This window comes from Sulfurifustis variabilis (assembly GCF_002355415.1).
Lineage (GTDB): Bacteria > Pseudomonadota > Gammaproteobacteria > Acidiferrobacterales > Sulfurifustaceae > Sulfurifustis > Sulfurifustis variabilis.
In genome coordinates this window covers 1,250,575-1,274,251 of the sequence record NZ_AP014936.1, presented here as the reverse complement: position 1 = coordinate 1,274,251, position 23,677 = coordinate 1,250,575, and the positions used below count along the sequence as shown (strand labels likewise).

The window sequence follows — 23,677 nt, the reverse complement described above, 5'->3', positions numbered from 1 at the left end:
GCAACGGAAAGGCCGGCCTATGCCGGCCTTTCGGTTTTAGGCGTCACTGCGTGACGACGATGTAAACGACGTCGCCGGGCGAAGGCTGGCCGTCGTTGTCGTGGACGACCAGCCTGAAGGCGAGGATGTTCGGGCCCGTCGCCCTGTAGCGGGGCGCGATGAACTTCGGGTTGGCGGTATTGGCCAGCCACAGCGTCACGGGAATGCCGTAAACCTGCTGCCAGGCGTATTGCACGATCTGGCCGTCCGGGTCGTACGAGGCGCTGCCATCCAGCGTGACCAGCGTGCGCTGCGGTACGGCCCGGTTCGCACCGGCGTCCGCGACCGGCGCCTGCGGCGGCATCGATCCGGTCACCACGACGTCGTCGATGACCCAGCCCTCGAACGAGTTGAAGGCGGCGTCGACCGTATCGAAGCTGAAGCGCAACCGGATCGTGGCGCCGTCGTACGCGGAGAGGTCCAGGTCGCGCCGCTCCATCCCGTTCGTGCCGACGCTCGTCACGTACAGATCCGTCCAGGTGGCGCCGCCGTCGGCCGATACCTGCACCCGCGCACTGTCGAACGGCGCGAAGTTCTCCGTCTGGAGGTAGTGGGTGAAGCGCAGAGCGCTGCCGGTGGACGCCGAGAGGTCGATCGGCGGCGAGGTCACCGAACCGTAGTTGCGCGTTCCGGTGTTGAAGGTGAGCGTGTCGGCGCGCCCGTAGTAGAGCGCGTGGCTCGGGGAGCTGAAACGGTGACCGGTCACGTGCCACAGCGCCGGGCCGCCCAGGCCGTCGCTGCCGGCAACGGTCCAGTCTCCGGCTCCGGACTCCATGTCGTCCGAGTACAGGACGGCGACGGGCTGGGTGGTCGCCTGCGCGACGTTCGACAGCGGGCTCGCGTTGCCGACGTTGTCGATGACCTTTAGCGCGAAGTAGTAGCCGGTCGACCCCTCGAGCCCGGTCACCAGGAACGACTCGGGAGTACCGGCGGCGGCCGGTTTGGGCGTACCGGGGACCGGCTGCCCCGAGAGGAAGTTGCTTTCGTCGATCGGTGAGGTCGAGTAGCGCAGCTCGTACGCAGCCGCGCTTCCCTGCCACCCGTCGTCGCCCGACGCCGTCCAGCTCAACCGCACCGAACCGGTGCCGGCTTCGGTGGTCGCGAGATCGACGACCGCGCCGGGCGCCGTCGTATCGTCCTCGAGGGCATTGAAGACGTTCAGTCGGCCGCCGGTGATCGTCCGGCCGTTCAACGTGCCCTTTTCGTCCACCGCGCCCAGCATGCGATCCCTGACCTGCAGGTGTCCCTTGCCGGGAAACTGCGCGAACAACAGCGCGGCGGCGCCGGCCACGTGCGGCGTGGCCATGGACGTGCCGTTCAGCCGCTTGTAGCCCGAGGGATCCGAACAGCAGGGATGGCCGATCGCGGGAACGCTCGACAGGATGTCGACGCCGGGCGCGGCGAGATGCACGGTGTTGGCACCGTAGTTGGAGAAGCCGGCGAGCGCGTCGTTGTGATCCGTGGCGGCGACCGCGACGACGTTCGGGACCGCGTAATTCGCGGGATAACTCGGCGAGACGTCGTTGTTCAGGCCGGAGTTGCCGGCGGCGGCGATGAACAGGATGCCCGCGTTGTTCGCCGTCACGATCGCGTCCTGGAGCGCCTGGCTGAACGCCCCGCCGCCCCAGGAGTTGTTCGTCACCCGGGCGCCCATGTCGGCGGCGTAGAGGATGCCGCCGATGGCATCGCTCGTGCTTCCGCTGCCGCTGCTGTTCAGGAACTTCACGGCCATGACGCGGGCGCGCCAGTTGACGCCGGCGACGCCGACCCCGTTGTCGCCGACGGCGGCGATCGTCCCGGCCACGTGGGTGCCGTGTCCGTGATCGTCGAGGGGATCGGCATCGTCGCCGAAAAAGTCGTAGCCGTGGACGTCGTCGACGTAGCCGTTGCCGTCGTCGTCGACGCCGTTGCCCGGGATTTCGCCCGGGTTCGTCCAGATGTTGGCGGCGAGGTCGGGGTGGTTGTAGTCGACGCCGGTGTCGATCACCGCGACCACGATCGATTCGCTGCCCGTCTGCAGGTCCCACGCCTCCGGCGCGTCGATGTCTCCGTCGACGGTGCCGGCGGTCTGGCCGATATTGTGCAGGCCCCACAGCTCGCCGAGGCGAGGGTCGTTCGGCGTCAGCGCGGCGCTCACGAGGTAGTCGTACTCGACGCGCTCCACGTGCGGGTTCCGGAGGAGCGCCGCGCGCACGCGCGCCAGGTCCGTCGCCGAACGCAGGCGTAGCACCCGCCACCGGTCGACCGGGGCCGCGGCCAGCCGGCGCGGGCGCCTGAAGGCGCGGGATTCGGCGGCGCCGGCGGCGCTCGCCGCCGCGTCGGCCTGCTCGGGCGTCACCGCGGCGCGGAACTTGACGAGCAGGCGTTGCTCATGGAAGCGATGGCCACGCTGCGGCTCTCCTCGACCCGCGGAGCCGGAGGCTTCGATCGCGTGACTCAAACCGGGAAATGCGGAAACGCAGAAAACGAACGCAAGCAGAACGCGCGCACATGCCGTTGGCATGGTCCCCCCTTCTGTTATTTTTGATTGCCGGCGATAGTGAGGCGGGCCTCATGGCGCCCGCAAGCTGACTCCTTCCGGCTGCCCGTTTCCCCGCACCAAATCCACCGTCAGCGCTTGCGCGGACGGCATGACGTCGCCTCAGCCGGCCGGCTTCGCGTTGTCCGCGGCGGCACGGCACGAATCGTCGGCCGACGCCGCGCTCGACGCGCGCGCGGGGACGGACATCAGCCAGCCGCGGAGCGTCTTGATGATCATCCGGTCGCAGCGTTCGTTCACGAGGTTCGCCCGTTCGATCCTCTCCTCCCGGCCTTCGCGGAAGCGGAACGTCTTCTGCGGCCCCAGCACGTCCGGCGCCGTGGCGGCGTCCGCCATCGCGATCTCCAGGGAGTGCGCCAGCAGGCCGGCGCTCTCTTCCTTCAGCTTCACGCCGCCGTTCGCGCTCCAGAACGCCGTGAGATCCGCGCCTTCCTGCGTGCGCGACACCACCCGGACGGCGTTCCGGTACGCGGGCTCCTTCGAATCGGGCGGAAAGAGCGCGACCGCGTTCTCGAGGATGATCGCGCTCTGGTCCTGCATCATCGTGAAGGACGGGATGCTCACCACCACCCATTCCCCGCCCGCGTCGTCGGCCGGCACGAGGCGCATCTTCTCGCCCGCCCCCATTTTTTCGATCGCCCTCTGCATCAGCTCCCGGTGGCGGTAGTCGTTGAGGATCGCCTCGAAGGGAGCCAGCACCTTGTCGGCCTCCTGCTGCAGCCTTTCCTTCTCGCTCTTCTTCTGCGATTCGACGATGGCGCCGTGCGTGAAGACCGCCGCGAGGAACCCGAGCGCGTTGGGCGCGGGATACAGAATCTGCGCGCTGTTCACGCCTGCGGCGTCGTAACTCACCATGCCCTTGTAGGCCACCTTCTCGTCCTTCGGCAGCCGCAAGTGCCAGCTCGTGTCCTTCGCGATCGTCAGCGGTCGGTTGTCGACGTCCGCCGCCATCGCGGACGAGGCGACGGCCATGACCGCGAGGGCGGTCGCGGTACGGCACACGGTTCTCGGGCCGGGGAGTTTCATATCGGCACCCTCATCGAGAAGGCGGCGCACTAGCGCGTGCCGGCCGCAGCGGTCGACGTCTTGCTGAACGGCTCGAGGAACCGATCCTTCCCGATCTCCAGCGCCTGGAAGTACGCGTTGGTGAGCCCGGGGAAATTCGGCGGCTCATCCCAGGCGCCGTCGGCGCTCTTCGTGATGCTGACCGGCAGGTACCACTCGTAGGTGTTGGTATTGAGGTTCACCATGTAGCCGACGCCGTTCAGCACCGCTTTCGGGTCGCTCGTGGCGATGTAAGCGGAGTAGTTGCGCCAGATGCCGATCGAGTTGATTTGGATCATGACCAGCTTGTCGACCCGGTATTTTTCCTTGAGCGGCGAGAAATCCTTCCGGGCGACGTTCGGTCCCGGCGTGGCGAAATCGGCGAGCCCGTCGATCTTGATCTCGTCCGGGATCACCACCGCCTCGGTGCCTTTCTTGCGCAGCAGGTCCGCCACGGCGCTCTTCAGTTGAGGGAGATCCTCGTACGGGAGCTTCTGCGTGTGCGCGGTGAGCGCGGAATTGACCGCCGACGCGGTGGCCATGCACAGCAGGCAGCCGGCGCCGGGGAACTGGGTGTCGATCTTCGGCAGCGGCGTCATCGCCACGCCGACGCGCCCGCTCTTCGCGTCGATGGCGGTATCGGTCAGCTCGATCGGTTCTTGCGGCGGAACGGAAGCACAGGAAGCCAGGAAGATCGCGGAAACGACGAGTGCGGCACGGACGTTCATGAGTCCTCCCCGTAGTTATTGTTAGCTCCGCGCCGAGTCCCTGCCCGGGAGGCAGGACTGGCGCGGTAGTACTTCAAACGGAAAGGAAGCTAGCACGGCGCCGCGCCGGAAGTCACTACTTCCTTCGCCGTTATCGCTCCCGCGCGGGCGGCTTGTCTGGCACCCTGCGCCGACCGGCATTAGCTCGGATTCGAACAGCCTCAGCCGAAATTTCCGTAGGCGACTACGGTATGAGCGACCGATTCGGTATGCCAAAGTAACGGCACGGACGCGCGCGAAGCGCATCCGTGCCTGCCCTGCAACGGTGGGTTGACACCTTTCAGTGCTTCACGATCACCACTTCCAGGTACTCGCCGGGGATGACCAGCGAGTTCGGGCCGCCGACGTTCAGGCGTTCGAGCAGCTCGGTGATGTCGCCCCGGAGCTTGCTCTGGCCGGACGCGTCGAGCGCACCGAAGGCCTTGTGGGTCGGGCCGTAGTAGTTGCGGAAGACGTCGATCCAGTGCGCGGGCGACTTGTAGCGGAAGTGGTAAAACCGCCGCTCGCTTCGGATGTCGGAAGCGTCCTGGCCGAACAGCTGCACGATGTGCGGCTCCGTGCCCCACAGTCCCGGCGGCTGCAGCCCGGCCGGCGGCGGCACGTGCTTGCCGATCACCTTGAACAGCTGGCCGATGAACCCCTCCGGCGTCCAGTTCGCGAGGCCGATGCGTCCCCCGCGGCGCACCACGCGGAGCATCTCCGCGGCCGTCTTGCGGTGGTCCGGCGTGAACATGGCGCCGAACGTGGACAGCACGACGTCGAAGCTCCCGTCGTCGAACGGCAGCGCCTCGGCGTCGGCAACCTTGAACGTCGCGTTCAGTCCGTCCGCGCTCGCCCGAGCCGACGCCTTCGCCAGCAATGCCTCGACATAGTCCGTGGACGTGACCTCGGCGAACCGGCGCGCCGCGGCCAGCGTCGCGTTCCCGTTGCCCGCCGCCACGTCCAGCACCCGCTCGCCGGCGCGGACGTCCGCCGCCTCGGCGAGCAGCTCCCCCACGATCTGGAGCCGGGTCCCGATCACGGCATAGTCGCCGCTGGCCCACGTGGCCTGCTGCTTGGCCTTGATGGCTTGGAAATCGGGCGGATTCGGTGCGACGATAGGTTTCAGCGTCTCCTGAGTGACTGACATGGCGACCTCCTGGTGGCTGGTTTGAGGAGGCTCCATTGTTCCGGGCCGGGCCCATCGGTGCTTCACCCGGAGTCCTCGGGATTTGCTCGACCGTCCGGCAATGTCGTTTCGACAGCGGGTTCGCGATAACCGGCTGCAGGAGACCTCGTCTCCCTCCCCTCTCCCCTCGCGGGAGAGGGCCGGGGGAGAGGGGGAAACTGGCACGACCAACCGAGCTCCGTCCCATGAGCCACGACACGCTTTCCGACGTCCTGCGCAGCGTCCGGCTGCGGAGCGCCCTGTTCTTCTATGTCTCCTGCCGCGGCAAGTGGGCCGCCGAGGCGCCGCCCTCGCGGGAGATCGCGGGCGCCGTTCTGCCCGGCGCCGACCACGTCATCGAGTATCACGTCGTGACCGAAGGCGAATGCTGGGCGGCCATCGTCGGCCAGTCGCCGCTCAAGCTCCGTCGGGGCGACATCATCATGCTGCCCCAGGGCGATCCGCACGTGATGTCCTACGCGCCCGGCATGCGCGCCAACCCGTACACCAGCGCCTATTACGAGATGAAGCACCACTACCGGCCGTTCCTCGTCACTTACGACAGCGACGGGCAGCCGCAGGTGATCCCGCGCACCGGCAACCAGGCCGCGTCGGACGATGACGCGTCCACGAAGCTCGTCTGCGGTTTCATCGGCTGCGACATGCGGCCGTTCAATCCGTTGATCGCGACGCTGCCGAGACTCCTGCATCTGTCCGGGGACCGGGGCGACGCATGGAGCGAGCAGTTCGTGCGCCTGGCGGCGACGGAGAGCACGAGCCGGCGCCCCGGCAGCGAAGCGCTGCTCGAGCGCCTGAGCGAGATGATGTTCGTCGACGCCGTCCGCCGCCACGCCGACAGCATGCCGGAACAATCGACCGGCTGGCTCGCGGCGCTGCGCGACCGCTTCGTCGGCCGCGCCATGGCGCTCATGCACGAGAAGCCGTCCGAGCCGTGGACGATCGACGAGCTGGGCAAACAGGTCGGTCTCTCGCGCTCCGCGCTGCACGAACGCTTCGTCGAGCTGATCGGCCAGCCGCCCATGCAGTACCTCACCAACTGGCGCATGCAGCTCGCGTCGCGCCTGCTGCGCGACACCCAGTCGAGCGTGGCGGCGATCGCGCTCGAGGTCGGCTACGACTCGGAAGCCGCGTTCGCGCGCGCGTTCAAACGACTCGTGGGAACACCGCCGGCGACCTGGCGGCGAATGCAGGGAGAACTGAGCGGGGCCTCAGAAGAGGATGCGGGAGCAGCCTCGACGGCGCATCTGGGCACGGGGGCCGAGTAGCGCGCCACACCGGCGGCTTGTCGAAAAAATCCGTCCGCTTCTGTCTCTTTCCTGGCTCACTGCGGACCGAACGCGGAAACAGGGAAACTCGAGCGCCAACCCCTCACTTTTGGCCGGGGTCGGTCGGGGACGGTTCCGGGCTCCCCGCACGTTCACTTTCATTTTTCGCCGACCTGCGTTTCTGCTTCTCTTCTTGCTTCTTTTTCTTGGCTAGTTCCTTCTGCCGCTTCGCGAACTGATAGTTAGGCTTGGCCATGTCGCTGCCCACCGATGTGTTGAATTGGGCCCGATTCTACTCCTCGACCGACTGTATTTCCCGGTCTTTTTTCCCGCAACGTAGCCCGGGGTTAGCTCATCTCAACGTGAAACGGTGGACAATCAGCCCATCGCTGAGATGCATTCTTCCATCTTCCCGCTTCTCGTAGCGGAACCCGTCGACAACAGCCAACGTCGACCCGGACAAGGCGGGCCTTACTTCGTTTAACGAGTCGGGATAGCTGCCGGCCGTCTCGAAGTGCCGATCGAGCGCCTTCTCGATCTCGGCTCGGGATTTCGTGAGAGTCTTGCGGATCCGTTCTTCGCCCTGGCAAGCTCCCGACGGCACATCCGATCGATCGATACCGATGCCCTCGCAGAGAGCCGCGTATCGGTGATAGGCGTCTTGCAGCCGTCCTCTTCGTTCGAACTCCTCCGCCTCGCCATGCAGCCTGACCGCCTTCTCCATGAGCAGGTTGTACCGAATAGGCAGGTACCCGAACCACGCGCCCAGGAGCGCGGCGATCAAATAGAGCACCCGCGCCTCACGGCTCAGCAATCTGGCTTTCAGCATATGAACGGTTGCCTGCGTGACCGCTTCAGGCGTCACCGCCGCGGCAGCGGCAGACACTCCATGATCTCCACCGAGTCGCCCGGGAAGATCGTGAAGTGCGGGTGATTCTCGAACAGCTTCGCAGCCGCTTCGTGAGACTCGGCGTGAACGATCACGTAGCCCGTCACGCTGTTCCTGATATCCGTGACTCCCTGCGCCGACGCGCGCTTGGTCTTCCCCAGAGGGCTCCCCTGATCGACGATGGCGGCCGCGTTGGCCGTGCCCCATTCCATCCACGCCTTGATGCCCGAAGCCACCAATGCCTCGCGCTTCTCCTCGTCCAGCTCCTTCCACTGCGCCCTCTCGAGCGCGGCCTCCGTGCCGATGTAGATGGCGAGAAATCGCTTCATGGGTTTCGCTCCTCTGGCTCCGCCTCGACTCATTGAGCTTTACTCACCACGTCCTCAATGAGGTCAACAATCCTGGCGACAGGAATATTGAATACGCCTGCAGTTCCAGCGTCGAAGGGTTCCCTCCAAGCCCTGTAGCCTTCCGAAATATCAGGCATGGGACCGCTTTCTCGCAGCAACGTTGTCACACTGTCGTTCAACGTCTTTTCGTCGACCGGCGCATGAGGAAGCTGCGACTGAACGCCGCCCTTGATCTTCGAGTTTCGGATTCTCAGCCCGTCGACGTAGATGTGGTAGATGTTTCCGTACCCTTTTTCGCTATCCACTTTAACGATATAGACCAAGGAGCTTTCCTCTCCTGGCCGCGTCTTGTACTTCCACACCTGTCCAGATTTGTATTCCGCAGCAGTGATAGGCATAGACAGCACCAACAGTAAGAGAGCGAACAGCCTTTTGACGTTCTTCTTGCTCATGTTCGTTCAGGTATAGCGCCGCCTCAGGCGGGCGCGGGCCACGTTACGGCCTTTCGCCCGCGACCCAAAGAAACACGTTCTCGTATCGGATGCTCCCGTCAGGGCGCGTGTGGGCGCGGTCGGCATCCGCGTAGACAGCGCGCACGGCCGCCTCTCCGCGATGCGCGATGGCCGCCTGGTTGACTCCAGCGCTCGCATTTGCGCGCCACGATGTCTCGGTATTCGGGAAGACGAAGGGACAGGTGACCTCGCCCTCCTGCACCACGCGCAGCCCCGCCCGCTTCAGGACGGCGGCCAATGCGCCGGGTTGCGACAACGCCCCGGGATGGGGCGGGGAGGCACCGGGCGGCGGGGGCGGCATGAGCGGTCCCAGGGCCGGCATCACGGCGGCGAGAAACTGGCAGCGCTCGGGCGGGCCCCAGGCAGTCACCACAACGCGACCGCCAGGCCGCAGTACGCGGACGAGCTCGCGCATCGCGGCATCCATGTCTGCGGCATAGAAGAGACTGTTCACGGCGGTAACCGCGTCGAACGTGCCGTCGTCGAACGGCAGACCCTCCAGATCGCCCTCGCGCACGTCGGCCGCGGGGACACGTTGCCGCACGATGGCGAGCAGCGCCGCCGAGGCATCGAGCGCGGCGACCTGGGCCCCGCGGAGGCTGGCCAGCAGTGCCGGCAGACCCGCGCCGCATCCAGCATCGAGCAGGCGCGTGCGGGGGGTGACGCGAGCTGCATCGAGCACCGCCCCGAAGAGCGGCAATGAAACCTGCTCCGTGTACGCAGCCCAGTCCTGGGCACGCGCGCCCCATAGCTGACCCTGGACTGTCGCGCTTCCCATACAACCCTCCTGGTTCGTTGGCTTACGCGGTGTGACACAGCTCCTGGGGATCTCGTCAATCCCGCTCGGCTCGGCGGCCTAACGTATTGTTGTGCCGCGCCGCGACCGCGACAACAGGAACCGCTGCGCTGTCCCCGGCGCCGGCATCATCGACGATTTACAACGCGCTCGTATTGAAGAAGCGTAGCACGCGAGAGGAGCGCTTTCGCGATGGTGTATGTCCTGCCCAAGGGAAGATAAGATGCGTTCCCGAGATGAACCGCCGGCACCTCTTCCTTGCGATCCTGTTCGTCTGCGCGGGCCTGCTCGCGGGAGCGCTGTACCTTCAGGAAGTCGAAAACCTCGCCCCCTGCCCCTTGTGCGTCGGCCAGCGGATTGCCTACTGGCTGGTCGGTCTCGTGGCACTCGTCGGCTTCATCCACACCCCTCCCGGCCGCGCGGCGGCGCGCCTCTACTCGGCCCTGATTGTCGCCTTTGCCGTCGTTGGCGCTGCCGTGGCGATTCGGCAGGAGTGGATCATCATTCATGCCAAACCGGGAGGGTGCAGCATGGCGATCAGCCCCGAGGAAAAGCTCCTGAATGCCCTGCCGCTCGCGCAGTGGTGGCCGAGCATGTTCGAGGCGGCCGGCGATTGCGCGAGCGTGACCTGGACCTTTATCTCGCTATCGATACCCGAGTGGTCGCTGATCTGGTTCGTGATACTCGCGGGAGCGGGCGTCTACGCGGGGGTAGCAAAGAGCCAAAAATAAATCTGCCCCGGATTGTTTAACTTCAAAAGGCCAGTTCAAAAAATGCTGCGGGTCTTGGGACGCCACTGAAAGCATTTGAGGGATACCACACCCTCGTCACTGAACCGCACGGACTCGCGCTCGAGCAGGACTCGCTGAAGGCGGTCATGACCCGACCCATCCGAGCGGGGGCTGATGCAGCCCCGTGCGTTGATAACTCGGTGCCATGGCGTTGTGCTGCCCTCGGGCAGACTATGAAGTGCGTAACCGACGAGACGGGCGTGGCCAGGGAGCCCCGCGAGTCCTGCAATCTGGCCGTATGTGGCGACGCGTCCCCTTGGGATTCGCCGGACGACGGCAAGTATCCGCGCGTGCTTACTCGGCGATCCTGTTGTGACGTCAAGCGACGCTGCCTTAACGTTTACCATGAGAGGGTTCAAGGCGCTGGCCGGTTCTGTTTCGCGCGATTATCGACCGCGGCGCCGGAACCTTTCAACGACTCTGACCCCCTTGGTCTGTGCGACTCGTTCAGTACGCGCGTACGCTCACTCGCGTTTGTCGAGCGGCTCCACCTCCAGCACGAGACCGTCGATACCCGTTACCCGCACTTTCCGGCCGGCGGTCAACCTCGGTGCATTCGACGGCGTGGTTCTTGCTGTCCAGCTTTCCGTGCCGATCTGCACATTGCCGAGATATACACCGTTAGCGTCCCGCCGGAACAGGTACGCGACCACGCCTTCGCGCCCGATCATCTCTTCCCTGGGACTGAGCGTGTGAAGCTTCGAGTCCGCGAGAAAGGCAAGCAGCGCGCCCGCTGTCGCAACCAGTAGCACCGTGATGAGCCCGACGTCGGGCCACAGCATCGCCAACACCAACAGCGGGAACACCACCCCGAGAGCGACCGCGGAGGCAATCCGACCGGTTCTTCTTTTCTCAAGGGGATCGATCATCGAAGCGATTCCTATCGCTTGAGCCGTGAGCACAACATCAAAAACAGAACGGTCGCTCACGTCATGTCGCGACGTGCAAACCGACTCGCGCTCTCCCTGCCCCTGCCACTAGGAGAGGAGGAATCTCACCAGAGGTCAGCGACAGCCTCGCCATCGTTCGACTGGCTTCGCTGGTTGAGCGGCGCGATCCTCGAAGCCGCGACCTAATCACTGCGACGACTTGGCCGCGCTCTCCGTTGGGACCGCGTCGACGGGCGATTCGAACGCAATGAAGAGCACGCACGGCGCGCCTTCGGCACAGTAGGCTTTGTGCGGTAGCTTTGCCGGCCCATACGCATACATGCCGGGCTTCAAAATTGCCGTTTCCTGCTCGTCGTACGTCACCCCAAGCTCTCCGGACACCAGAACCATGCGCTCGGGAGAGGTGTGCCAGTGGCGGGAAATCGCGGAGCCTCCGGGCACTTTGAAGAATATGTCTGCGTTTGGCTGCGAAGGATCCCCGTTCAGGACCGCGATTTCGCATCCCTTCGGCATGAACTCCGGACATGATCCCCACTTAAGCGCGGGGTCATCGGGAGTGAGCGCGAATGCGCGCTCCTGCGACTGTGCCTCTGCCAAAGCAAGTGCGCTGAACAATCCCGATAGGAGCAATGCGGAAATTCGGAAAGTGCTAACCATAAGAACACCTCCTTGTGTCTCTCGCGAAATGTCGTCACATGCCCAGTCGATAAGGCATGAGTGTCGGTCAAAAGTCTCGCAAAATAAATCCGTCACCTTTTTTCCGGTTGTGGCGATCCGGCAGGAATCGATCATTATTTTCGCCAAACCGGGCGGGTGCAGCATGGCCATTAGCCCCGAGGAAAAGCTCCTGAACGCCCTGCCCCTCGCCCAGTGGTGGCCGAGCATGTTCGAGGCGGCCGGCGATTGCGCTAGCGTGACGTGGCGTTTTCTCTCGCTATCGATACCGGAGTGGTCGGTGATATGGTTCGTGATGCTCGCTGCAGCCGGCGTCTACGTGGGACTAGCAAAGAGCTAACGCGGGAACGTTCGCGGGGCTGACTATTTTTTAATCACTCCGACCCATATTCGCTCACGAACGCGTAGTTACGTGTCATCGTTGCGCAGGCATCGGAACGTGGATGTCTGAAACCTTATACCGCCGAGGCAGGACTGCATCTTTCACTAGAATGGCGCGGTTTTGAATGATCTCGTCTTCCATATTGCGGAGGTAATCACCGTAGGAGCCGAATGCTGCGTGAATTTCAGACTCGGTCGGCTTTTCTCCAGTGCCGGCGCGGTAAAGGATGTCGGTAATTGCGCTGTTGCTCTGGAACATTCGAACGTGCGTTGGCTTTAGGTGAGGGAAGTAGAGCTGCACGTACATGATGATTTTCTTGTGGAGATCGAGCGAATACGTCGAACGGTCCAGCGGCAGCGGCTTTGTTTCCTCAGGTGCGCGATATAGGTGTACCACCAGCTTCTCGTAGCGATCGACGTTTTCGGAAGACGCTTGATTAAGCAGCAGGTACAGCTCCTCGAGCTTGGAGGTAAGGAGTTCTGTCCTGGCTCGGCGCCCGAGGATCCATTGAGTGAGAACAACCACAAGTACCGCCACAAGTGCGCCAATAATCGCGGTGAGCAGCGTGATCGCGCCTGGCGGTGCAGATTGGAGCCAAGTGATCGCGCTATTCATGACACCTAACGTTTTGCTCTGCCGCGCCCGCCACGGACACAACAGGAAACATGGCGCGCTGTCCCGGGCGTCGGCAGGAGCAAAGAGTTAGGTTTCTCGATGTATCTCATTTCGCACGGTCAATATTTAAGCTTCGTGATCTTAAGAATCTTTCCTGGCTCGCTCGGGTGCCATGAATTTGGCCAAGGCATCTCACCGGTGTTTTTCGAGAGGTAACCGACCTTCATTGACAATGGACCAACCGTGTAGATCCATGCTGCTTTTTTTGAGTGACAGACCCAGTATTACGTGCATGTATTTCGGTTAGGGCAGCAATTTTATGGTGGGCGGTGGGTGGAGTTTCAGAGACCATTAAGTACACCTCGTCATGTGGTGTTGCCTTTAGCAAGGCATCTGAGAACTTCGCAATGTCAATTGGCACACCATTCTCAACAATGCGACAGCCAAACAGCTTTACAAAATAAAGATGAACGTTAAGTGCCTGTTGTCTTGATGACCCCGGGAAAATCTTAGAGAGATCGATCTTGCCTCTCTTTGTTATGGCACACCAGTTGTTTCTAACGTAACCTGAGAAGGCTTCCCAAGCTCTATCATAAGGTTGTGTTCGATCGTTGTTGCACTTCGCACAAATCTTTGCACGACATACCAGACGTTTGTCCTTTACGCTAAGAAGGGGCGAATTTCTTTTGTCTTTCGTGTGAAAGTAAATCGGTTTTGCTGGCGCTACCTTTCCGTAGTGACTACGTAAATCAGACGACTTCAGCAGGTGCTCGCCTGTCTTTGCGATATCTCCGCATATCCAGCACTTCATTCTTGGCTCTCAACAGGGCTCGATGTGAGAAACATAACTAGAAGTAGACCGCATGTCCGTTGGTGGACAGCGATGGCTGTATGTAAGAAGTAATGCCTATCAATGGCAAGTTGTGGCTACACATGGACATGGATCAGCGCTCCTGAATTCGGTGCTTCAGACCGAGGCGTACGGCCGTAGTGTGCGGTAACTGCCAGAGTTTGACCTCCTTGATCCATCGACCGCCGGCGGCTTTAACTTGCTGGCGCAGGTCCTGCTCCTCAAAGCGGACACGCACGTAGACGTGTCGGTTCGGGTGCGGAAATCGTTTTTTCTCTTTCTGAGCGCCGCGCGAAGGGAACCTCGTCGACGATCAGCTCAACCGTGGTCAGGCGGCGCCTCGTGCGCGAGTCGTGGCGGTAGCGCACAGCAACCAGGCGGTCGCCGCACTGACGCTGGTAGCGGTGAGTCCCGGGGCGGCTTGGCACTAGCGTCTTCAGCACATCCATATATCCCCCCCCCCCCCCCCCCCCCCGGAGCCTGGAGACCGCGTTCGACGGCGGCCGCCTGTTTCCCTCTTTTCGGGCAGGGTCATTTAATACGGCAGCGCGGGATCGTGGCAACTCCCGCGCGTCAAGCAGCGCCTGACCATACCCAGATTCCTGGATACTCTGGCTGCTAGCATTAGTGACCGCCATGCCATCGGGCAGGCCGTTCTTTGGCAGAGGGCGCCTGCACCGACTGTTCCACATGTGAGCCGATATGAGCGACAAACCAGATTTCGAAGCCCGCGTCACCGAACTCGAGATGAAAGTCGCGTTTCAGGAGCAGACGATCGAGACGCTGAACGGGGTCGTCACCGAGCTGCGGGACGAAATCGACCGGCTCATCCGCGAGGTAGAAGCTCTCAAGGTCCAACTGCGCGCGGTCGCGCCTTCGCTCGTGGCCGACCGGTCCGACGAGAAGCCACCGCCGCATTACTAGAGGAGCAGAGCCGCGCCCCTTTCTCGCGCGGTCCGACCGGCCGCGCGGTCCTCTGATCCCTCTCCCCACCTCCCGATCTCGCGATCTCCCGCGGAACGCCTCCGCCTTGCGCCCGCGGGTCCCGACATCTAGTTTTAAAGGGAAATAAGTAACAACTACTTACGGATCCGCCCCTCTGCATGCCCGCCCCATCTAATAAGAGCGCCTCCGCCGCCCTGCCGGTCGGGTATCGGCTGGGGGAGTACGCGATCGAGGCGGTGCTGGGTCAGGGGGGCTTCGGGATCACGTACCGGGCGCGGGACACGCGGCTCGGGGCGCAGGTCGCGATCAAGGAGTACTTCCCGCAGGTCTACGCGGTCCGGACCGAGAAATCGACGATCGTGCCGGGGCCGGGGGCGGATCTGGAGAACTACCGCTGGGGCCTCACGGAGTTCCTCAAGGAGGCCCAGGCGCTCGCGAAGTTCAAGCATCCGCATATCGTGCGCGTGCTGCGCTTCCTCGAGGCGAACGGCACGGCCTACACCATCATGGAGTACGAGGAGGGGCAGACGCTCTCGTCGTATCTCGCCCAGCACGGCGGCGTGCTCGACGAGGCGTCGCTGCTCCGCGTCTTCCTGCCGGTCCTGAGCGGGCTCGAAGCCGTGCACGAGGCGGGGCTGCTGCACCTCGACATCAAGCCGGACAACATTTACCTGCGCGCGAACGAGCAACCGATGCTGATCGACTTCGGCTCCTCGAGGCAGATGCGCGGGGAGGCGAGCCAGAAGATCACACTGACGCCGGGGTACTGCGCGCTCGAGCAGTATCCGGGGCACGGCGAGGTCGGGCCGTGGTCGGACGTCTACGGCATCGGCGCGGCGCTCTACCGCTGCATGACGGGCAAGGGTCCGGTCGACGCGCTCGAGCGCCATCATACCCTCGCGCGCACGCACGCCGATGCGCTGCGTCCGGCGACCGCGTTCGAGCGGCCGTTCTACGCGACGCACATCCGCCAGTGCGTCGACGCCGCGCTCAAGCTCGCGGCGCCGGAGCGGCCCGGCTCGGCGTTCGTGCTCCAGCAGGGACTGATGGGCAAGGACATGGCGCAGGTCGGCAAGCGCCGGCCGGACGCGGTGTTCCGCGCGGGCACCGGCTACATCGGCGCGGTGCTTTCGGCGCCCGTCGAGGAAAAGAAATCGCGCCGGCCCTCGCGCCCGCTGCTCGAGCGGCTGATCGCGCTGACCGTCGTGGCGGCGACGTTCGCGATCATCACGCCGATGACATTGATCAACCTCGGCCGAATGACCGAAGCCGAGCTGTATGACTGGATTGAACAGACAAGGATCGAGGCGGTCGCCCGCGTGCGCGACGCCGGGGACTGGATCGACGAGAAGGTGTTCGGCGTGAAGCCGCTGCCGAAGCCGACGACGGTCGCCGCGGCGCCCCGCGCCGCGCCGGCTCCGGCCGAGCCCGTCGTCGCGCCGGAAATGTTGCGGCCGCCGTTCCCCCTCGGCGAGCCGCCGGCGATCGAGATCGCCGTGCCGGGCGAGCCGCTGCACGCAATCGGCTTTCTCCAGCACGGTCTGGTACTCGCGACGGCGAGCGACGCCGGGCTCGTGCAGCTGTGGGACGTGCAGACGGGCGCCGTGCGCACGACCCTGCCGGCCGTCGCCCACGGCCCGGGCGCGCTCGGCGTGTTCCCGAGCAGCCAGTGGCTGGCCGCCGCGGACCGCGGCAGCGGCATCGCCGTCTTCGATCCGCTCGGCAACCGCGACGGGCTGCTGCCCGGCGAGCCGGACGACCGCGTGGCGGTGATCGCCGTCTCCGCGGCCGGCCGCCTGCTCGCCGCCGCCGAGGACAACGGGCAGCTCGCGGTCTGGGAGCTGTCGCAGCGCCGCCGGCTGCACGAGCTCGCGAGCGGCAAGAGCCGGCCGCGCCTGCTCGCCTTCTCGCCCGACGAGCGCCTGCTCCTCGCCGGCGACGACGCGGGCGGGATCGCCGCGTGGGACGTGGCCGACGGCGTGCTCGTCTCGTATCGCCGCGTGCACGAGAAGCCGGTCACGGCGATGGCCTTTACGCCGGACGGCCGGCTGCTCGCGGTCGGCGCAAAGGACGGCACGGTGCGGTTCTGGACGGCGCAGGACGACGCGCCGGGGCGCGTCCACATCGCCGGGTCCTCGCCCGTCGAGCACCTCAGCTTCAGCCGGGACGGCCTCTGGCTCCTCGCCGCGAGCGACGACGGCGCGATCCACGTCTGGAACGTGGACACCGGCGAGCCCGCGGGCGACGCCACCGCCGGTGGCGGCCTGCGGGCGTTCGCGGCGACCGCCGACGGGAAGCTCCTCGCGGCGGCCGGCGACGACAACATCGTCCGGATCTGGAAGTAGCGCGGAAATCCCTCACCGGCCGGAGGCGGCGGACATTCTGTTATCGTTACCGCTTTGATCGGCAAGCTGCCTGACCATCTCGTGTCCGCCCCTTCGCACAGCGCGTCGTCCCACGCGCCGGCCCTCGCGCCCCTGCGCGTGCCGCTGTTTCGCGCGCTCTGGCTCGCCACCCTCGGCTCGAACATGGGGACCTGGATCCAGGACGTGGGCGCGGCCTGGCTCATGACCTCGCTCGCGCCCTCGCCGGCCATGGTCGCGCTGGTGCGCGCGGCGAGCGCCGCGCCGATGTTCCTGCTGGCGCTGCCGGCCGGCGCGCTCGCCGACGTCCTGGACAGCCGGCGGCTGCTCCTCTTCACGCAGTCGTGGATGCTCGCCGCCGCGGCGGCCCTCGCCGTCTTCGCGTTCGCCGACCTCATGACGCCCGGCTGGCTGCTCGGGCTGACCTTCGCCCTCGCGCTCGGCACGGCGCTCAACGCTCCGGCGTGGCAGTCGATCGTCGCCGAGCTCGTGCCGCGCGAGCAGCTCCCCTCCGCCATCGCGCTCAACAGCGTCTCGATCAACCTCGCGCGCTCGATCGGCCCGGCGGTCGGCGGACTCCTGATCGCGGCGATGGGCCCGGCCGCGACCTTCGCGCTCAACGCCGTCTCCTTCTTCGGCGTGATCCTCGTGCTGTACGGCTGGCGCCGCACGCCGCAGCCGAGCGTGCTGCCCGCGGAGCGCATGTGGGGCGCGATGCGCGCCGGGCTGCGCTACGTCCGCCACTCCCCGGCCGTCCTCGCCGTCCTCGCGCGCTCCGCGCTGTTCACCGTGTTCGCGAGCGCGCTGCTCGCGCTCCTGCCCGCCATCGCGCGCTTCGAGTTCGGCCGCGGCCCGGCCGGGTACGGCGTGCTGCTCGGCTTCTTCGGCGTGGGCGCCGTCAGCGCGGCGGCCCTGCTCCCGCGCCTGCGGGCGAAGCTCACGGCGCAGCAGCTCGTCACCCTCGGCGAGGCGGTGTTCGCGGTGGCGCTCCTGCTGCTCGCGTGGGTGCCGTTCATCGCGCTTGCCGACCTCATCGTCTTCTTCGCCGGCGGCGCATGGCTCACGCTGCTGTCGACCTTCAACGCGAGCATCCTCGCCCTCGTGCCGGGCTGGGTGCGCGGGCGCGCGCTGTCCGTCTCGATCCTGGTCTTCTTCGGCGGCATGACGGCGGGCAGTGCGCTCTGGGGCTACGTCGCGGTGCTGTCCGGCATCCCGATCGCGCTCACGATCTCGGCGGTGGGCGCGCTGATCGGCCTCTATTTCACGCGGCGGCTGCACCTGCACAGCGGCGAGGCGCTCGACCTATCGCCCTCGGTGCACTGGCCGGCGCCGACCGTGGTCAAGGCGGTTCCGCCCGAGCACGGTCCGGTGGTCGTCACGGTGGAATACCTCATCGATCCCGAACGGCTGCGGCACTTCCGGCGCGTCATGAAGCGGGTTCAGCGCATCCGGAGGCGCGACGGGGCGATCAGCTGGGGCCTGCTGGCCGACGTCGCCGATCCGGCGCGCTACACGGAGACCTTCGTGGTCGAGTCGTGGATCGAGCACCTGCGCCAGCACGAGCGCGTGACCGTCACCGACCGCGCCGTCCTCGACAAGGCGCGCTCGTTCCACCAGGGGACGGAGCCCCCGCGCGTCACGCACTTCGTGGTGGAGACCCTCCCTTAGATTTGCGACGCATCGCCCCCAAACGCGCTATGCTGTTCCGATGAGACCCGTCAGGCGCAATACCGTGGCAAAAAAGCGCATTTACAAGGTCGTGTTCGTGAATCAGGGCAAGGTCTACGAGGTTTACGCCCGGCGCGTGAGCCAGGGCGAGTTGTACGGCTTCGTCCAGATCGAGGGATTCATCTTCGGCGAGAAGTCGGCGGTCGTGATCGACCCGTCCGAGGAGCGCCTGAAGGCCGAGTTCGAGGGCGTGAGCGTGAGCCATGTCCCGCTGCACTCGGTTATCCGCATCGACGAAGTGGAGAAACAGGGCACCGCGAAGATCGTCTCGCTGAGCGGGAAGATGGAGGACGTCATTCCCTTTCCCGGCCACCTCCCGCCCGGCCGGCCGAAGAAAGAGAGCGACTGATCCCGCGGTAGCGCGCGTCACGGCGAGTCCCCCGCCCTCCGGAACCAAGCCCGGAGAAGCGGAGTCCCACCCGTACGGCGAAAGGACGCGCCATGAACGAATCCCTGTGGCACGGGACGGCCCACGCGGCGGGCTTTCCCGCGCTTCGCGAAGATCTCGAGGTCGACGTGGCCATCGTCGGCGCCGGCATCACCGGCCTGACGACGGCCATGCTGCTCGCCGATTCGGGGCTCGAGGTGGTCGTGCTCGAGGCCGGCGGCGTCGGCATGGGCACGACCGGCCACTCGACCGGCAATCTGTACGCGACCGTAGACCGCCGCCTGCACGCGATCGAACAGAAATGGGACCGCGAAGTGATGCGCGCGGTCGCGCACTCGCGCATGGAGGCGATCGACCTGGTGGAGCAGACGGTCCGGCGCTACGGACTGGACTGCGACTTCGCCCGCCGCCCCTTCTTTCTGTTCGCCTCCGAGCCGAACCGCCCGCAGGTCGAGGCCATCGAGCGGGAGCACCGCGCGGCGATCCAGGCGGACCTCAACGCGCGCCTGGTCGACGCGCTTCCCCTGCCCTACCCCGTCGCCCGCGCTCTCGTGATCGAGGGGCAGGCGCAGTTCCATCCGCTCAACTACGTGCGCGCGCTCGCGCGGCACCTCGCCGAGGACGGGTGCCGGATCTGCGAGAACACGCGCGCGACGGCGATCGACGACGGGCGCGGCCTCGTGCAGACCGAGACCGGCACCGTACAGGCGCACCGGATCGTGCTCGCGACCCACACACCGAAGGGGATCTACGCCGTGCAGAGCGCGATGGAGGTGTATCGCGAGTATGGGGTCGCCGTGCGGCTGCAGAGCGGCTCGTATCCGGAAGGCATCTACTGGAACACCAGCACGCGCCACTCGATCCGCTCCTACCGCGATGGCGACGAGTCGTATCTCATTGCCATCGGCGGGCATCACAAGGTCGGGCACGAGGAGCGCACCGATCTTTGCTACGAGGCGCTCGACAAGCACGTGCGCGAGCGCTTCGACGTCGCGCGCTCGGTCTATCGGTGGTCCGCGCAGAACTACCGCACCGCCGACGGCCTGCCGTACATCGGCCGCAGCTCCGGGGCCGACCGTACTTACATCGCCACGGGGTTCGGCGCCGACGGGCTGGTGTACGGGACGCTCGCCGCGGCGATCATCGCCGAGGACCTCCAGGGGCGGGAGAGCCGCTGGAGCGACCTCTACGACGCGAGCCGCTTCACGCCGATCAAGTCGGCGAAGGGGTTCATGCGGGAAAGCGCGGGGGTCGCGATGGACCTCGCGCGCGACTGGCTGAAGCGGCACCCGAAGGCGTTCGAGGAGATCCGCACGGGCGAGGGCCGCGTGCTCGAGATCGAGGGCGAGCGCCTTGCCGTCTTTCGCGACTTCGACCGGCGCTTCATCGCGGTCTCGCCGGTGTGCACGCACATGGGCTGCATCGTCCACTGGAACAACGCCGAGAAGAGCTGGGACTGCCCCTGCCACGGCAGCCGCTTCAGCGTGGAGGGCGCCGTCATCGAGGGCCCGGCGCTCGCGCCGCTGGAGCAGCAGTCCCTGAAGGAGACGGCCGAGTCCGTGGCGCCGGCGGAAGACGAAGCCCCGCGGCCGCCGGCGGCGCATTAGCCGCCTTCCGAGGTCCGTCGTGGCGAGGGTCCGCAGGCGACGAAGCAATCCCGATCCGTGAACTGCGAGATTGCTTCGCTACGCTCGCAATGACACGCGGCGAGCTCCGCTGCGACAACGATCGGTGGCGATGCGGGTGGTGATCGAAGCGGGAGCGCTGATCACGAAACCTCGGCGCGGGCTTCGCCTCTCGCCCTCCCCCCCCTGCCCTCTCCCATGAAGGGAGAGGGAGAAATGCAGACACCGGATCCAAGTAAACGGCCGAACCCGGGGCGCCGGCGGTAGAAGAAGCCCACCGGTTTCACATCGGTTCACCCGGGGAGAATTCATGACCATTGGCCGCGACCGATCACCCTCTCCCCTGCCCCTCTCCCATCGAGGGAGAGGGGAAGTGAATGAATTCTTGCTTAGCGCCAGCGTATTGGTTCCCTCCCGCACCCCTCGAGCAAGAGGGGGAGGAGAGTCAATGAACTCCTGAGTGGCGCCCACTCGTTGGTCCCCTCTCCCCTCGCGGGAGAGGGACAGGGAGAGGGTCCAACCGAGCGAGGGGAGGAGAGTCAACGAACTCTTGAGTGACGCCCGTTTGTTGGTCCCCTCTCCCCTCGCGGGAGAGGGACAGGGAGAGGGGTCCAACCGAGCGTTCGCGGATCTCGAGTCGAGGATGCGCGGGTGGCTCAGGCACCCGTCCCGCTTCTTCGATCTAACTCCGCCTTCGACGCCAAGAAACTCCCGCCACCAGACCCGCCGCGAGGGCGATCCCCGCGGCCACGGGTTCGCCGCCGGGAAGCAGCGTGTTCGGCGGGCAGACGACCTGCGCCACCTCCGCCGTCGTCACCTGCGTCATCTGCGGGATCTCGGCCACGCCGTAGATGCACATCTCGCCGGTCGGCAGCGCGCAGAACCGTTCCGCCGGGCACTGCTTGAGGATGTTCTGGTCCGCGCCTTCGCCGCAGCGCGCGCCCGCGCCTTTCAGCACCTGCAGGGTCGTGTCGGGATACTTCGTGATCTGCTCGGGCATGGGGACCTCCTTGTCGAGGAACTGAAGTGCGCTTCGCGCGCTCGTCTATTCAGCATTCAACATTGAACATTCATCATTGCGGTTCCACGTGGCCACCTGCCCGCGCAGCTCCGCGAAGAACGCGCGGAACTGGTCCGCGAGCGCCGCGTAGTTGCGCGTGAGCTCCTCGACGCCGCCGATCAGCGGGGCGCCCCGGCGCGCGCGCCGCGACAGGCCGGCGAGCGCGCGCTCGATGCCCTCCGGCTCGCGGTAGGCGGAGAGCCAGTCCTCCGCCGCCATGCGCGGCACGACGCGCTGGAACGGCCCGGGGAAAGCGTGCGCGTGCGCGCCGAGCACCGCGTACGCCGAGCGCGTGAAATCGGCGAGCGGCACTGCACTGTACCTCTCCCAGTCGCGCGCGAGGAGATGGTCGTAGAAAAGGTCGATCAGGATCGGCGCGTACCGCCGGCGCGGGCCGCTCACGAGCCGCCGGCTCTCGCGCACGACCGGATGCGCGTCGGTGTAGCAGTCGATCGCCCGGTGGATACGGATGGCCTCGCGCACACCGGGCGTGAACCGATCGTGGAGGCGGCCCTTGACGAAATCGCCGAGGACCGCGCCGAGCACCGACTCCGGCGTCCCGTTCGACAGGTAGATGTGGGCGAGAAAATTCATGTCTCGTCAAAGGGGCGCGGCGGCCGGGGTCTTTCGCGGTTCCTGAAAACGCGTTTTCTTGACACCCCGGCGAACCGCTCGTAGCGTGAATACGCATACTAATAATAGCGGGTCACGACCGCCAGGAGACGACATGGACAGACGCTTCAGCATCGCCGCTTTGGTTGCTTTCCTCTTCTTCATCACGGGCACCGCCGCCGCCCAGACCCTCAAGATCGGCGCGCCCCAACCCATGACCGGGCCCGACGCGCCCTTCGGGGACAAGTTCCAGAAGGCGTACTCGATGGCCGTCGAGGAGATCAACGCCGCGGGCGGCGTGAACGGCAAGCAGATCGAGGTCATCATCGAGGATCACCAGGCCAAGAACCCGCTCGCCGCCACCGTCGCCGAGCGCCTCATCCAGCAGCGCGAGGTGCTGATCCTCACCGGCGGGCGCGCCTCGGGCCAGGCGGTCGAGATCGCTTCCATCGCGCAGCGCCTGAAGACGCCCTACCTCGTCGACCATCCCTCGGCCGACATCATCACCGCCAAGGGCTTCGAGTGGGTGTTCCGCAACAACCCGACCGGCTCGATCTACCCCCAGGCGTTCAACAAGTTCATCTCCGAGGCGCCGGGCGCGATGCCGAAGTCGGCCGCCGTCATCTACGACAACACGGTCTTCGGGAAAACCATCGCCAACTCGGCGATGACGTTCCTCAAGTCGAAAAACGTGAACATCGTGAACGACGAGGCGTACCCGGTGAACACGCTCGACTTCAAGCCGATCATGACCAAGGTCCGCGGCAACAACCCGGACTACGTGCTCATGGTCGCCGTCGCCACGACCGACGCCATCCTGATGACGCGCCACGCGAAAGAGATGGGCCTGAAGCCGCGCGCGTTCGTGGGCTTCGGCGGCGGTTTCGGCGTCGAGGACTTCGCGAAGCAGCTCGGGCCGCTGTCCGAGAACGTGTTCTCCTCGGCCGCCTGGTCCGGCAACCCGAACGATCCCAAGGTCAAGGCGTTCTACGAGAAGTTCAACAAGAAGTACGGCATCTATCCGAAGGAGCACGAGGTCGAGGGCTACGCCGCGATCTACATCATCGCCGACGCGATGAAGCGCGCGAAGCTCACCGGCGACGTCGCCAAGGACCGCGACGCGATCCGCCGGGCCCTGCTCAAGACCGACATGGAGACGGTGTTCGGCAAGGTGAAGTTCGGCAACTACAAGGGCCCGCTGGGCGACCCGTACACCAACCAGAACGTCAACTCGCCTGAGCATTCCGTGCTCGCGCAGTGGCGCAAGGGCAAGCTGCTGAACGTGTACCCGAAGGCCAACGCCGAGACGGACGTCGTCTTCCCCGATCCGGCGTCCAAGAAATAACGACAGGGAGAAGCGCCCTCCCTCCACGGGAGGGCGCGT

24 protein-coding genes are annotated in these 23,677 nt (G+C 65.6%); 9 read left to right on the top strand and 15 right to left on the bottom strand.

Going from position 1 to position 23,677, the window contains the following annotated elements; translation table 11 throughout:
* Positions 1-43: 43 nt before the first annotated feature.
* The 4 genes from SVA_RS19995 to SVA_RS06180 form a co-directional block, all read right to left on the bottom strand.
* Positions 44-2,542, bottom strand: a complete 2,499-nt coding sequence (locus SVA_RS19995; RefSeq protein ID WP_096460345.1) for a S8 family peptidase — start codon at positions 2,540-2,542, stop codon at positions 44-46.
* 138 nt (positions 2,543-2,680) lie between these two features.
* Positions 2,681-3,604: a hypothetical protein gene (locus SVA_RS06190; RefSeq protein WP_148665399.1), complete on the bottom strand. Its 924-nt coding sequence runs from the start codon at positions 3,602-3,604 to the stop codon at positions 2,681-2,683.
* A gap of 29 nt (positions 3,605-3,633) precedes the next feature.
* The gene (locus SVA_RS06185; RefSeq protein ID WP_197703391.1) at positions 3,634-4,350 is read right to left on the bottom strand and encodes a hypothetical protein; all 717 of its coding nucleotides are present in this window, start codon (positions 4,348-4,350) and stop codon (positions 3,634-3,636) included.
* A gap of 319 nt (positions 4,351-4,669) precedes the next feature.
* Positions 4,670-5,518 carry a class I SAM-dependent methyltransferase gene (locus SVA_RS06180; protein ID WP_096460338.1) on the bottom strand — a complete coding sequence of 283 codons (849 nt, stop codon included), beginning with the start codon at positions 5,516-5,518 and terminating at the stop codon, positions 4,670-4,672.
* Between the two features lie 224 nt (positions 5,519-5,742).
* On the opposite strand from SVA_RS06180, the gene SVA_RS06175 reads away from it, so the two are divergent.
* Positions 5,743-6,822, top strand: a complete 1,080-nt coding sequence (locus SVA_RS06175; RefSeq protein WP_096460335.1) for an AraC family transcriptional regulator — start codon at positions 5,743-5,745, stop codon at positions 6,820-6,822.
* A gap of 103 nt (positions 6,823-6,925) precedes the next feature.
* Here the strand turns inward: SVA_RS06175 and SVA_RS19740 are convergent, their stop codons facing one another.
* The 5 genes from SVA_RS19740 to SVA_RS06155 all read right to left on the bottom strand — a co-directional run bounded on the left by SVA_RS19740 (position 6,926) and on the right by SVA_RS06155 (position 9,351).
* A complete protein-coding gene (locus tag SVA_RS19740) occupies positions 6,926-7,078 on the bottom strand; it encodes a hypothetical protein (protein WP_169923987.1) in 153 nt (50 codons plus the stop codon).
* A gap of 96 nt (positions 7,079-7,174) precedes the next feature.
* Positions 7,175-7,708 carry a hypothetical protein gene (locus SVA_RS06170; protein ID WP_096460333.1) on the bottom strand — a complete coding sequence of 178 codons (534 nt, stop codon included), beginning with the start codon at positions 7,706-7,708 and terminating at the stop codon, positions 7,175-7,177.
* Complete coding sequence (locus tag SVA_RS06165; protein ID WP_197703390.1) at positions 7,684-8,040, bottom strand: hypothetical protein; 357 nt, start codon at positions 8,038-8,040, stop codon at positions 7,684-7,686. Before SVA_RS06165 ends, SVA_RS06170 begins: the two co-directional genes overlap by 25 nt.
* Positions 8,041-8,069: 29 nt before the next feature.
* Positions 8,070-8,513, bottom strand: coding sequence for a hypothetical protein (locus SVA_RS06160; RefSeq protein WP_096460327.1), 444 nt, complete (start codon positions 8,511-8,513; stop codon positions 8,070-8,072).
* A 43-nt stretch (positions 8,514-8,556) separates the two neighbouring features.
* Entirely contained in the window at positions 8,557-9,351 is a 795-nt protein-coding gene (locus tag SVA_RS06155; protein WP_096460324.1) for a class I SAM-dependent methyltransferase, read from the bottom strand.
* 254 nt (positions 9,352-9,605) lie between these two features.
* Here SVA_RS06155 and SVA_RS06150 point away from each other — a divergent pair, with 254 nt between their 5' ends.
* Positions 9,606-10,100 carry a disulfide bond formation protein B gene (locus SVA_RS06150; protein ID WP_096460321.1) on the top strand — a complete coding sequence of 165 codons (495 nt, stop codon included), beginning with the start codon at positions 9,606-9,608 and terminating at the stop codon, positions 10,098-10,100.
* A 35-nt stretch (positions 10,101-10,135) separates the two neighbouring features.
* Here SVA_RS06150 and SVA_RS20400 read toward each other — a convergent pair whose 3' ends face one another.
* The 3 genes from SVA_RS20400 to SVA_RS06135 all read right to left on the bottom strand — a co-directional run bounded on the left by SVA_RS20400 (position 10,136) and on the right by SVA_RS06135 (position 11,707).
* A complete protein-coding gene (locus SVA_RS20400) occupies positions 10,136-10,507 on the bottom strand; it encodes an MGMT family protein (protein ID WP_096460318.1) in 372 nt (123 codons plus the stop codon).
* 117 nt (positions 10,508-10,624) lie between these two features.
* Positions 10,625-11,089 carry an NfeD family protein gene (locus SVA_RS06140; RefSeq protein WP_096460316.1) on the bottom strand — a complete coding sequence of 155 codons (465 nt, stop codon included), beginning with the start codon at positions 11,087-11,089 and terminating at the stop codon, positions 10,625-10,627.
* A gap of 147 nt (positions 11,090-11,236) precedes the next feature.
* Entirely contained in the window at positions 11,237-11,707 is a 471-nt protein-coding gene (locus SVA_RS06135) for a cupin domain-containing protein (protein ID WP_096460314.1), read from the bottom strand.
* Positions 11,708-11,870: 163 nt separating this feature from the next.
* Between SVA_RS06135 and SVA_RS19990 the strand changes: the two genes are divergently transcribed.
* A complete protein-coding gene (locus SVA_RS19990) occupies positions 11,871-12,065 on the top strand; it encodes a disulfide bond formation protein B (RefSeq protein ID WP_197703388.1) in 195 nt (64 codons plus the stop codon).
* Positions 12,066-12,140: 75 nt separating this feature from the next.
* Here the strand turns inward: SVA_RS19990 and SVA_RS06125 are convergent, their stop codons facing one another.
* Positions 12,141-12,722, bottom strand: coding sequence for a hypothetical protein (locus tag SVA_RS06125; protein ID WP_096460308.1), 582 nt, complete (start codon positions 12,720-12,722; stop codon positions 12,141-12,143).
* A gap of 1,552 nt (positions 12,723-14,274) precedes the next feature.
* Between SVA_RS06125 and SVA_RS06120 the strand changes: the two genes are divergently transcribed.
* From SVA_RS06120 to SVA_RS06100, 5 genes are all read left to right on the top strand, one after another.
* Positions 14,275-14,496: a SlyX family protein gene (locus tag SVA_RS06120; RefSeq protein ID WP_096460305.1), complete on the top strand. Its 222-nt coding sequence runs from the start codon at positions 14,275-14,277 to the stop codon at positions 14,494-14,496.
* A 179-nt stretch (positions 14,497-14,675) separates the two neighbouring features.
* The gene (locus SVA_RS06115) at positions 14,676-16,862 is read left to right on the top strand and encodes a WD40 repeat domain-containing serine/threonine protein kinase (RefSeq protein ID WP_096460302.1); all 2,187 of its coding nucleotides are present in this window, start codon (positions 14,676-14,678) and stop codon (positions 16,860-16,862) included.
* Between the two features lie 81 nt (positions 16,863-16,943).
* Entirely contained in the window at positions 16,944-18,548 is a 1,605-nt protein-coding gene (locus SVA_RS06110) for an MFS transporter (RefSeq protein ID WP_096462843.1), read from the top strand.
* A 40-nt stretch (positions 18,549-18,588) separates the two neighbouring features.
* A complete protein-coding gene (locus SVA_RS06105) occupies positions 18,589-18,957 on the top strand; it encodes a DUF1820 family protein (RefSeq protein ID WP_096460299.1) in 369 nt (122 codons plus the stop codon).
* 92 nt (positions 18,958-19,049) lie between these two features.
* The gene (locus tag SVA_RS06100; protein WP_096460296.1) at positions 19,050-20,603 is read left to right on the top strand and encodes an FAD-dependent oxidoreductase; all 1,554 of its coding nucleotides are present in this window, start codon (positions 19,050-19,052) and stop codon (positions 20,601-20,603) included.
* Positions 20,604-21,303: 700 nt separating this feature from the next.
* Here the strand turns inward: SVA_RS06100 and SVA_RS06095 are convergent.
* Positions 21,304-21,621: a hypothetical protein gene (locus SVA_RS06095; RefSeq protein ID WP_096460293.1), complete on the bottom strand. Its 318-nt coding sequence runs from the start codon at positions 21,619-21,621 to the stop codon at positions 21,304-21,306.
* Positions 21,622-21,666: 45 nt separating this feature from the next.
* Positions 21,667-22,275 carry an acyl carrier protein phosphodiesterase gene (locus SVA_RS06090; protein ID WP_096460290.1) on the bottom strand — a complete coding sequence of 203 codons (609 nt, stop codon included), beginning with the start codon at positions 22,273-22,275 and terminating at the stop codon, positions 21,667-21,669.
* A 133-nt stretch (positions 22,276-22,408) separates the two neighbouring features.
* Here SVA_RS06090 and SVA_RS06085 point away from each other — a divergent pair, with 133 nt between their 5' ends.
* The gene (locus tag SVA_RS06085; protein ID WP_096460288.1) at positions 22,409-23,638 is read left to right on the top strand and encodes an ABC transporter substrate-binding protein; all 1,230 of its coding nucleotides are present in this window, start codon (positions 22,409-22,411) and stop codon (positions 23,636-23,638) included.
* Positions 23,639-23,677 lie beyond the last annotated feature (39 nt).

Bases quoted from the DNA above. Each gene is read 5' to 3' on its own strand.
- SVA_RS06185 (WP_197703391.1), bottom strand. From the start codon at position 4,350: ATGAACGTCCGTGCCGCACTCGTCGTTTCCGCGATCTTCCTGGCTTCC.
- SVA_RS06100 (WP_096460296.1), top strand. From the start codon at position 19,050: ATGAACGAATCCCTGTGGCACGGGACGGCCCACGCGGCGGGCTTTCCC.
- SVA_RS06160 (WP_096460327.1), bottom strand. From the start codon at position 8,513: ATGAGCAAGAAGAACGTCAAAAGGCTGTTCGCTCTCTTACTGTTGGTG.
- SVA_RS06105 (WP_096460299.1), top strand. From the start codon at position 18,589: ATGAGACCCGTCAGGCGCAATACCGTGGCAAAAAAGCGCATTTACAAG.
- SVA_RS06150 (WP_096460321.1), top strand. From the start codon at position 9,606: ATGAACCGCCGGCACCTCTTCCTTGCGATCCTGTTCGTCTGCGCGGGC.
- SVA_RS06090 (WP_096460290.1), bottom strand. From the start codon at position 22,275: ATGAATTTTCTCGCCCACATCTACCTGTCGAACGGGACGCCGGAGTCG.
- SVA_RS06190 (WP_148665399.1), bottom strand. From the start codon at position 3,604: ATGAAACTCCCCGGCCCGAGAACCGTGTGCCGTACCGCGACCGCCCTC.
- SVA_RS06165 (WP_197703390.1), bottom strand. From the start codon at position 8,040: ATGAAGCGATTTCTCGCCATCTACATCGGCACGGAGGCCGCGCTCGAG.
- SVA_RS06180 (WP_096460338.1), bottom strand. From the start codon at position 5,518: ATGTCAGTCACTCAGGAGACGCTGAAACCTATCGTCGCACCGAATCCG.
- SVA_RS06175 (WP_096460335.1), top strand. From the start codon at position 5,743: ATGAGCCACGACACGCTTTCCGACGTCCTGCGCAGCGTCCGGCTGCGG.
- SVA_RS06115 (WP_096460302.1), top strand. From the start codon at position 14,676: ATGCCCGCCCCATCTAATAAGAGCGCCTCCGCCGCCCTGCCGGTCGGG.
- SVA_RS06085 (WP_096460288.1), top strand. From the start codon at position 22,409: ATGGACAGACGCTTCAGCATCGCCGCTTTGGTTGCTTTCCTCTTCTTC.
- SVA_RS19995 (WP_096460345.1), bottom strand. From the start codon at position 2,542: ATGCCAACGGCATGTGCGCGCGTTCTGCTTGCGTTCGTTTTCTGCGTT.
- SVA_RS06135 (WP_096460314.1), bottom strand. From the start codon at position 11,707: ATGGTTAGCACTTTCCGAATTTCCGCATTGCTCCTATCGGGATTGTTC.
- SVA_RS19740 (WP_169923987.1), bottom strand. From the start codon at position 7,078: ATGGCCAAGCCTAACTATCAGTTCGCGAAGCGGCAGAAGGAACTAGCC.
- SVA_RS20400 (WP_096460318.1), bottom strand. From the start codon at position 10,507: ATGGTAAACGTTAAGGCAGCGTCGCTTGACGTCACAACAGGATCGCCG.
- SVA_RS06120 (WP_096460305.1), top strand. From the start codon at position 14,275: ATGAGCGACAAACCAGATTTCGAAGCCCGCGTCACCGAACTCGAGATG.
- SVA_RS06155 (WP_096460324.1), bottom strand. From the start codon at position 9,351: ATGGGAAGCGCGACAGTCCAGGGTCAGCTATGGGGCGCGCGTGCCCAG.
- SVA_RS06125 (WP_096460308.1), bottom strand. From the start codon at position 12,722: ATGAATAGCGCGATCACTTGGCTCCAATCTGCACCGCCAGGCGCGATC.
- SVA_RS06095 (WP_096460293.1), bottom strand. From the start codon at position 21,621: ATGCCCGAGCAGATCACGAAGTATCCCGACACGACCCTGCAGGTGCTG.
- SVA_RS19990 (WP_197703388.1), top strand. From the start codon at position 11,871: ATGGCCATTAGCCCCGAGGAAAAGCTCCTGAACGCCCTGCCCCTCGCC.